Annotated in this window: 4 protein-coding genes; 2 read left to right on the forward strand and 2 right to left on the reverse strand. The window is 72.8% G+C overall.

Translation table 11 applies throughout. The features are described 5' to 3' along the window. Positions 1 to 51 precede the first annotated feature (51 nt). Positions 52 to 1,893, reverse strand: coding sequence for a long-chain fatty acid--CoA ligase (locus AB0M46_RS21385; protein ID WP_363338452.1), 1,842 nt, complete (start codon positions 1,891 to 1,893; stop codon positions 52 to 54). 149 nt (positions 1,894 to 2,042) lie between these two features. Then, positions 2,043 to 2,675 (reverse strand): TIGR03085 family metal-binding protein, encoded by a 633-nt coding sequence (locus tag AB0M46_RS21390; protein ID WP_363338454.1) that lies wholly within the window; start codon positions 2,673 to 2,675, stop codon positions 2,043 to 2,045. 107 nt (positions 2,676 to 2,782) lie between these two features. Here AB0M46_RS21390 and AB0M46_RS21395 point away from each other — a divergent pair, with 107 nt between their 5' ends. Together AB0M46_RS21395 and AB0M46_RS21400 are read left to right on the forward strand one after the other, a co-directional pair. Beyond that, positions 2,783 to 4,642 carry an ABC transporter ATP-binding protein gene (locus AB0M46_RS21395; protein ID WP_363338466.1) on the forward strand — a complete coding sequence of 620 codons (1,860 nt, stop codon included), beginning with the start codon at positions 2,783 to 2,785 and terminating at the stop codon, positions 4,640 to 4,642. Next, the gene (locus AB0M46_RS21400; RefSeq protein ID WP_363338456.1) at positions 4,639 to 6,408 is read left to right on the forward strand and encodes an ABC transporter ATP-binding protein; all 1,770 of its coding nucleotides are present in this window, start codon (positions 4,639 to 4,641) and stop codon (positions 6,406 to 6,408) included. Before AB0M46_RS21395 ends, AB0M46_RS21400 begins: the two co-directional genes overlap by 4 nt. Positions 6,409 to 6,665 lie beyond the last annotated feature (257 nt).

A 6,665-nucleotide genomic window follows, 5' to 3' on the forward strand; every position in this document is an offset into this window, starting at 1 on the left:
CCGGGGATGGCGGTTCCCGGGGGCCACGACACTGTGGGGTGTGAGCGAGGTCTATATCTCCGCGAGCGAGCCCGCGTACATCCGGTCGATGTCGCCGGCGAAGGACTTCTCGACGACGCGGCGCTTGACCTTGAGCGAGGGGGTGAGCTCGCCGTCCTCGATGGACAGGTCGCGGGAGAGGACGGTGAACTTCTTGACCGTCTCCCAGCGGTTGAGCTTGGTGTTGAGCTCGGCGACGTAGCCGGCGACCAGTTCCTCGGCCTCCTTGGAGGAGGCGATCTCCGCGTACGACTTGCCGGCCAGCGCCGTGCCGCCGGCCCACGCCTTGATCGCGTCCGGGTCGAGGGTGATCAGCATGGTCACGTAGTTGCGGGCCTGGCCGACCACAACGGCCTGCGAGGTGTACGGGCACACGGACTTGAACAGGCCCTCGATGTAGCTGGGGGCGACGTACTTGCCGCCGGAGGTCTTGATCAGGTCCTTCTTGCGGTCGGTGATGCGCAGGTAGCCCTGGTCGTCCAGCTCGCCGATGTCGCCGGTGCGCAGCCAGCCGTCGTCGGTGAACGCGGCGGCGGTCTCGTCGGGGAGGTTGTGGTACCCCCGCATGATCGGCGTGCCCTTAAGCAGCACCTCGCCGTCGGTGTCGAGCTTGATGTCGAGGTCGCCGAGCGCCTGGCCGACCGTGCCGATACGCGCCTTGCCGTCGCGGTTGACGAAGGAGCCCGCCGAGGTCTCGGTCAGCCCGTACCCCTCCAGGATGGGCAGGCCGGCGGCGAAGAAGAACTCGCCGATCTCCGGGGACAGCGGCGCCGAGCCGGAGACCATCGCGCGCATCCGGCCGCCGAGGCGGGCCCGCAGCTTGCCGAAGACCAGCTTGTCGGCGAGCGCGGACTGGACCTTCAGCAGCCCGCCCGGCTCGCGCCCGGCCAGCCGCTCGGCGGAGGCCCGCTTGCCGACCCCGACGGCCCAGGTGAAGATCTTCAACTTCGCGCCGCCGTCGGCCTGCGCGCCGGTGACCACGCGGTTGTAGACCTTCTCGAAGATCCGCGGCGCGGCGCACATGAGCGTCGGGCGGACCCTGCCGAGGTTGTCGATGAGCTTGTCGACCCGGCCGTCGACGTACGTGGGCACGCCGACGTACAGGATCCCGCACAGCAGTGTCTTGCCGAACGAGTGGGAGAGGGGCAGCCAGAGGTACTGCAGGTCGGTCTTGGTGAGCACGCCCGTGTCCTGCTGCGTCCTGCCCTGCCACACCCAGCCCGCGTGCAGCAGCTCGACGCCCTTCGGCCGGCCCGTGGTGCCCGACGTGTAGATGAGGGTGGCGAGCCGGTCGCCGCCGATGCCCTCGACGATCCGGTCGATCAGGCCCGGGTCCGCCGTGGCCGCCGCCCGCCCGGCCGCCTCCAGGTCCGCCAGGGTCATGGTCCTGATGGCTTCGGTACCGCGGGGAGCGCCGTCGAACAGCACGACCGTCGTCAGGTTGGGAAGGTCCGCGCCGTCGAGCTTGGCCGCCTGCTCCGCGTTCTCGGCGAAGAGCACCTTGGAACCGGAGTCGCCGACGATGTACACGGCCTCTTCGGGCTCGGTCGTCGGGTAGACCGTGGTCGTGGCGGCGCCCGCCAGCATGATGCCGAGGTCGGCGAGGATCCAGTCGAGCCGGGTGCTCGACAGCACGGCCACGCGGTCCTCGGGAGCGATGCCCAGGGTGGTCAGGCCGGCGCCGATCGCGCGGGCCTGCTCGCCGACCTCGCTCCAGGTCATCCAGATGGGCTCGGCGTCGGCATCGGGGGCAGGACGGCCGAAGGCGCGGGCGTCGGGGGTTTCGGCCACACGGTGCAGGAACATGTCCGGGATCGAGCGGTACGGCAATTCGAGCCGCTGGGTCTGGGTCATGGTCGGGCCTTCCGGGCCGTGACAGCCATCACGTCTGTCGGTTACCAGACGGTAAACCGTCGATCCCGTTACCGGCTAGACCCGAAACCGAAACGTGAGCAACCCGCTGGATCCCTTGTCTGAGACCAGATTCAAGACCCAGCGGTACCTCAGATGCCCAGGCGTGCCCCTCTGAGGTTCTCGGCCAGATCCTCCGGTCCGGCGATGCTCACGCCGGCGACGGACTGCCGGCCGGTGAAGAAGAGCAGCAGCTCGCCGGGGGCGCCCTGGACCGACACGCGCGGGGCCGAGTCGTCGCCGCGCCCGGCGGTGAACGGCGCGACGCCCGGGCCGCCGACCTCGATGCGGGCCGGGAACCGGCGGGCGGACAGGCGGGCCGAGGTCTTGACGCGACCGGCGAGGGCCTGGGCGTACGACCCGGAAATCTCCCGTGGCGTCCAGCCCGGCGCGGCCCGGCGCACGTCCTCCAGGTGGATGAAGAACTCGATGAGGTTCATCGCCTCCTCGGCGAACCCGGGGCGCAGGTGCGGCGGGGGAGTGCGCACCTTGCCCACCAGTGCGGCGTAGTCGCCGGCGGCCAGCCGGTCCTGGACCTTGCGCGTGTGCCCGGCCACGGGCTTGATCATGATGCCGGCCGCCGCGTCGGGCCGGCGCTCGCGCAGCACCAGGTGCGCGGCGAGATCGCGGGTGGCCCAGCCCTCGCACAGGGTGGGCGCGTCGGGGCCGGCGGCCAGTAGCACGTCGGCGAGCGCCGCCCGCTCGGCACGGGCGAAGGAAGTCATGTCCATAACGCTAGCGCCGAAACTGTCGTAGGTCGTCGGTAAGGTTGGCCTGCGCCGGGATGGCTTACCGGCGGACCGAAGTGGGGGCTGATGTGACCAGCGGCAAGGTGCTCGGCAAGGGCCTTCGGGTGCTGGGGCACGCCGTGCGTGACGAGCCTCACATGTTCGCCGTCTCGGTCGCCGGCAGCGTGCTGTTCAGCCTCCTGACCATCACCACCGCCTTCGTCTCCGGCGCGGTGGTCGGCCGGATCGTCGTCCCGGCCTTCGACCACGGCCGCGTCGCCACCGGCACGCTGCTGCTGGGCGGCCTCGCCATCCTGTCGGTCAGCCTCGGCAAGATCCTCGGCATCCTCGGCCGCCGGCTCGGGGCCGGCGCGATGCAGTTCAACCTCCAGGCCAAGTACCGGCGCGCGGTGACCCGCCGCTACCTGCGCCTGCCGCTGGCCTGGCACCAGCGCCACCCGACCGGCACCCTGCTGTCCAACGCCAACGCCGACGTGGAGTCGGCGTGGTATCCGATCGCCCCGTTCCCGTTCGCGGTCGGCACCATCGTCATGCTCGTCGCCGCCGTCGTCTCCCTGTTCCTCACCGACTGGGCCATGGCCCTCGTCGGCGTGGCGATCTTCCCCGCCCTGCTCGGGGTCAACGTGGCCTACTCGCGCCGCATGTCGCCCCGGGTCGCCCTGGCCCAGCAGCTGCGGGCCGAGGTCAGCGCGGTGGCGCACGAGAGCTTCGACGGCGCGCTGGTGGTCAAGACCATGGGCCGGGAGGCGTCGGAGACCGAGCGGTTCGCGGACAAGGCGGTGCAACTGCGCGACGCCACCATCCGGGTCGGGCGGATCCGGGCCCTGTTCGACCCGGTTCTCGACGCGCTGCCCAGCTTCGGCACGCTCGCCGTGCTGCTCGTCGGCGCCTGGCGCTACCAGCAGGGCGCGACCGGGGTCAGCGACGTCGTCAGCGTCACGTTCCTGTTCACCGTGCTCGCCTTCCCCGTCCGGGCGATCGGCTGGGTCCTCGCCGAGCTGCCCCGCAGCGTCGTGGGCTGGGAGCGCATCCGCCACGTGCTCGACGCCGAGGGCGACACCGTCTACGGCGAGACCGCCCTGACCGGCACCGGCCCGGCCGCCCTGCGCTTCACCGACGTCCGCTTCGCCTACACCGACGCCGAGGGCAACGGCCCCGACGTGCTCTCCGGCGTCACGTTCGAGGTGCCGGCCGGGCGCACGGTCGCGCTCGTCGGCCCGACCGGCTCCGGCAAGTCGACCGTCGCGGCGCTGGCCGCCCGGCTCGTCGACCCCGGCGCCGGCACCGTCACCCTCGACGGCGCCGACCTGCGCGAGCTGACCCAGGACGCGCTGGTCGGCAGCACCGCGCTGGTCGCCCAGGTGCCGTTCGTCTTCGACGACACCATCCGCGGCAACGTCACGCTCGACCGGGCCGGCATCGACGACGGCACGGCCTGGCGGGCCCTGCGCCTGGCCCAGGCCGACGGGTTCGTCGGGCACCTCGCCGACGGGCTCGACACCACCGTCGGCGAGCGCGGCACCTCCCTGTCCGGCGGCCAGCGGCAGCGGCTCACCATCGCCCGCGCCCTGGCCGGCTCGCCCCAGCTGCTCGTGCTCGACGACGCGACCAGCGCCGTCGACCCGCGGGTGGAGGCCGCCATCCTCGCCGCGCTGCGGCGGGCCGACGGCGCCACCCGGGCGGCCTCGATCCTGGTCGTGGCCTACCGGCGGGCCACCATCGCGCTGGCCGACGAGGTGGTCTACCTGGAGCGGGGCCGGGTGGTGGCCCGCGGCACCCACGCCGAGCTGCTGGAGACCGCGCCCGGCTACGCCGACCTGGTCACCGCCTACGAGAAGGCCGAGGAGGAGCGGGAGCGCGAGCACGCCTTCGACGCCGACCGCCTCGACGACGGCCTGGACCGCGCATCGGACGGGCTCGACGAGGAGAGCGTGACCGCATGACCACCGTCGAGAGCGTCTCGCGGACCTCCATCCTGCGCCGCGGCCTCGCGCTGTCGCCCGAGCTGTTCACCGGCCTGGCCGGCACGCTCGGGCTGGCGCTGCTGGCCACCGCCGGCCGGGTCGCCGTGCCCGTCGCCATCCAGCAGGGCATCGACCGGGGCATCCGCGCGCAAGGCGGGCCCGACCTCGGCCTCATCGGCACCATCGTGGGCATCACGGCGGGCGTGCTGTTCGTGACGATGATCAGCGCCTACTTCATGAACGTGCGGCTCTTCACCGTCAGCGAGACGGCCCTGGCCAGCATCCGGACCCGCACCTTCCGGCACATCCACGACCTGTCGATGCTGCACCAGCAGTCCGAGCGGCGCGGCGCGCTCGTCTCCCGGGTCACCGGCGACGTGGACCAGATCAGCCAGTTCCTGCAGTTCGGCGGGCTGCTGTTCGTGGTCAGCCTGGGCCAGCTCACGGTCACCACGATCGTCATGTTCGTGTACTCGTGGCAGCTGACCCTGGTGGTCTTCGCCGCCTTCGCCCCGCTGGTCTTCGTGGTGCGGTTCTTCCAGCGGCGGCTCAGCGTGCTCTACCTGGAGGTCCGCGAGAGCGTCGGGGCCATGCTCGGCGTCATCGCCGAGAGCGTCGTGGGCGCCCCGGTCGTGCGCGCCCACGGCATCCAGCGCCGCACCGCCGAGCGGCTCGACGGCGCGATCGAGCGCAGCCGCCGCGCCCAGTTCCGGGCGCAGACCAACAACGTGGTCAGCATGAGCTTCGGCGAGCTGGCCGCCGGCCTGGCCCTGGCCGGGGTGGTCGTGGCCGGCACGCTGCTCGGCGTCGGCGGCCACCTCACCGTCGGGCAGCTCACCGCGTTCCTGTTCCTGGCCACGCTGTTCGTCCAGCCGGTGCAGGTCGCCACCGAGGTGCTCAACGAGGCCCAGAATGCGATCGCCGGCTGGCGCCGGGTGCTCGACGTCATCGAGACCGAGCCCGACGTGGCCGACCCCGGCCCGGCTGGCCGCGCGCTGCCCGACGGCCCGATCGACGTGCGCTTCGAGCACGTCCACTTCGCCTACCCCGGCGGCCCCGAGGTGCTCACCGACGTCCACCTGACCGTCGCCGCCCGCACCCGCGTCGCCGTGGTCGGCGAGACCGGCAGCGGCAAGACCACCTTCGCCAAGCTCCTGACCCGCCTCATGGACCCGACCAGGGGCCGCGTGCTGCTCTGCGGCGTGCCGCTGTCCGACGTGCGCTTCGACTCCCTGCGCAGCCGGGTCGTCATGGTCCCGCAGGACGGCTTCCTCTTCGACGCCACCATCGCCGACAACGTCCGCTTCGCCCGCCCCGGCCTGACCGACGCCGACCTCACCCGCGCCTTCGCCGAGCTGGGCCTGACCGACTGGCTCGACTCCCTGCCGTCGGGCCTGCGGACCCAGGTGGGCGAGCGCGGCGAGGCCCTGTCGGTCGGCGAGCGCCAGCTGGTCGCCCTGGCCCGCGCCTACGTCGCCGACCCCGACCTGCTGGTCCTGGACGAGGCCACCAGCGCCGTCGACCCGGCCACGGAGGTCCGCCTCCAGCGCACCCTGGACACCGTGACCCGCGGCCGCACCACCATCGCCATCGCCCACCGCCTGAGCACCGCCCAGTCCGCCGACGAGGTCATCGTCGTCGACCGCGGCCGCGTCGTCCAACGAGGCCCGCACGCCGACCTCCTGACCGACCCCACCTCCATCTACGCCCGCCTCTACGCCTCCTGGCTCGAACAAACCCGCTAACCATCCCTCGCCCGCCGCCTCCACCCGCCCGCCGCGGGTCCGTGCTCGGGCTGCGGCGTCCGTGCTCGCGCCGCCGGGTCCGTGCTCGGGCGGCCGGGCCGGGCTCGTGTTTGGGTGGCCCACGGGAGCGCCCCTGGCCGAACCTGGTCGCCTGCTCGCCTCGGATGGCCGCGCCTTGGCCGCCCTGCGGGCTCGTGTCGCCCCCGCGCTGCCCGCGCTGCCCGCGCTGCCCGCGCTGCCCGCGCTGCCCGCGCTGC

Source organism: Dactylosporangium sp. NPDC051485 (assembly GCF_040682015.1).
Taxonomy (GTDB): Bacteria; Actinomycetota; Actinomycetes; order Mycobacteriales; family Micromonosporaceae; genus Dactylosporangium.

Coding starts and splice junctions, on each gene's coding strand:
- AB0M46_RS21385 (WP_363338452.1), bottom strand. CDS start 1,893: ATGACCCAGACCCAGCGGCTCGAATTGCCGTACCGCTCGATCCCGGAC.
- AB0M46_RS21390 (WP_363338454.1), bottom strand. CDS start 2,675: ATGACTTCCTTCGCCCGTGCCGAGCGGGCGGCGCTCGCCGACGTGCTA.
- AB0M46_RS21400 (WP_363338456.1), top strand. CDS start 4,639: ATGACCACCGTCGAGAGCGTCTCGCGGACCTCCATCCTGCGCCGCGGC.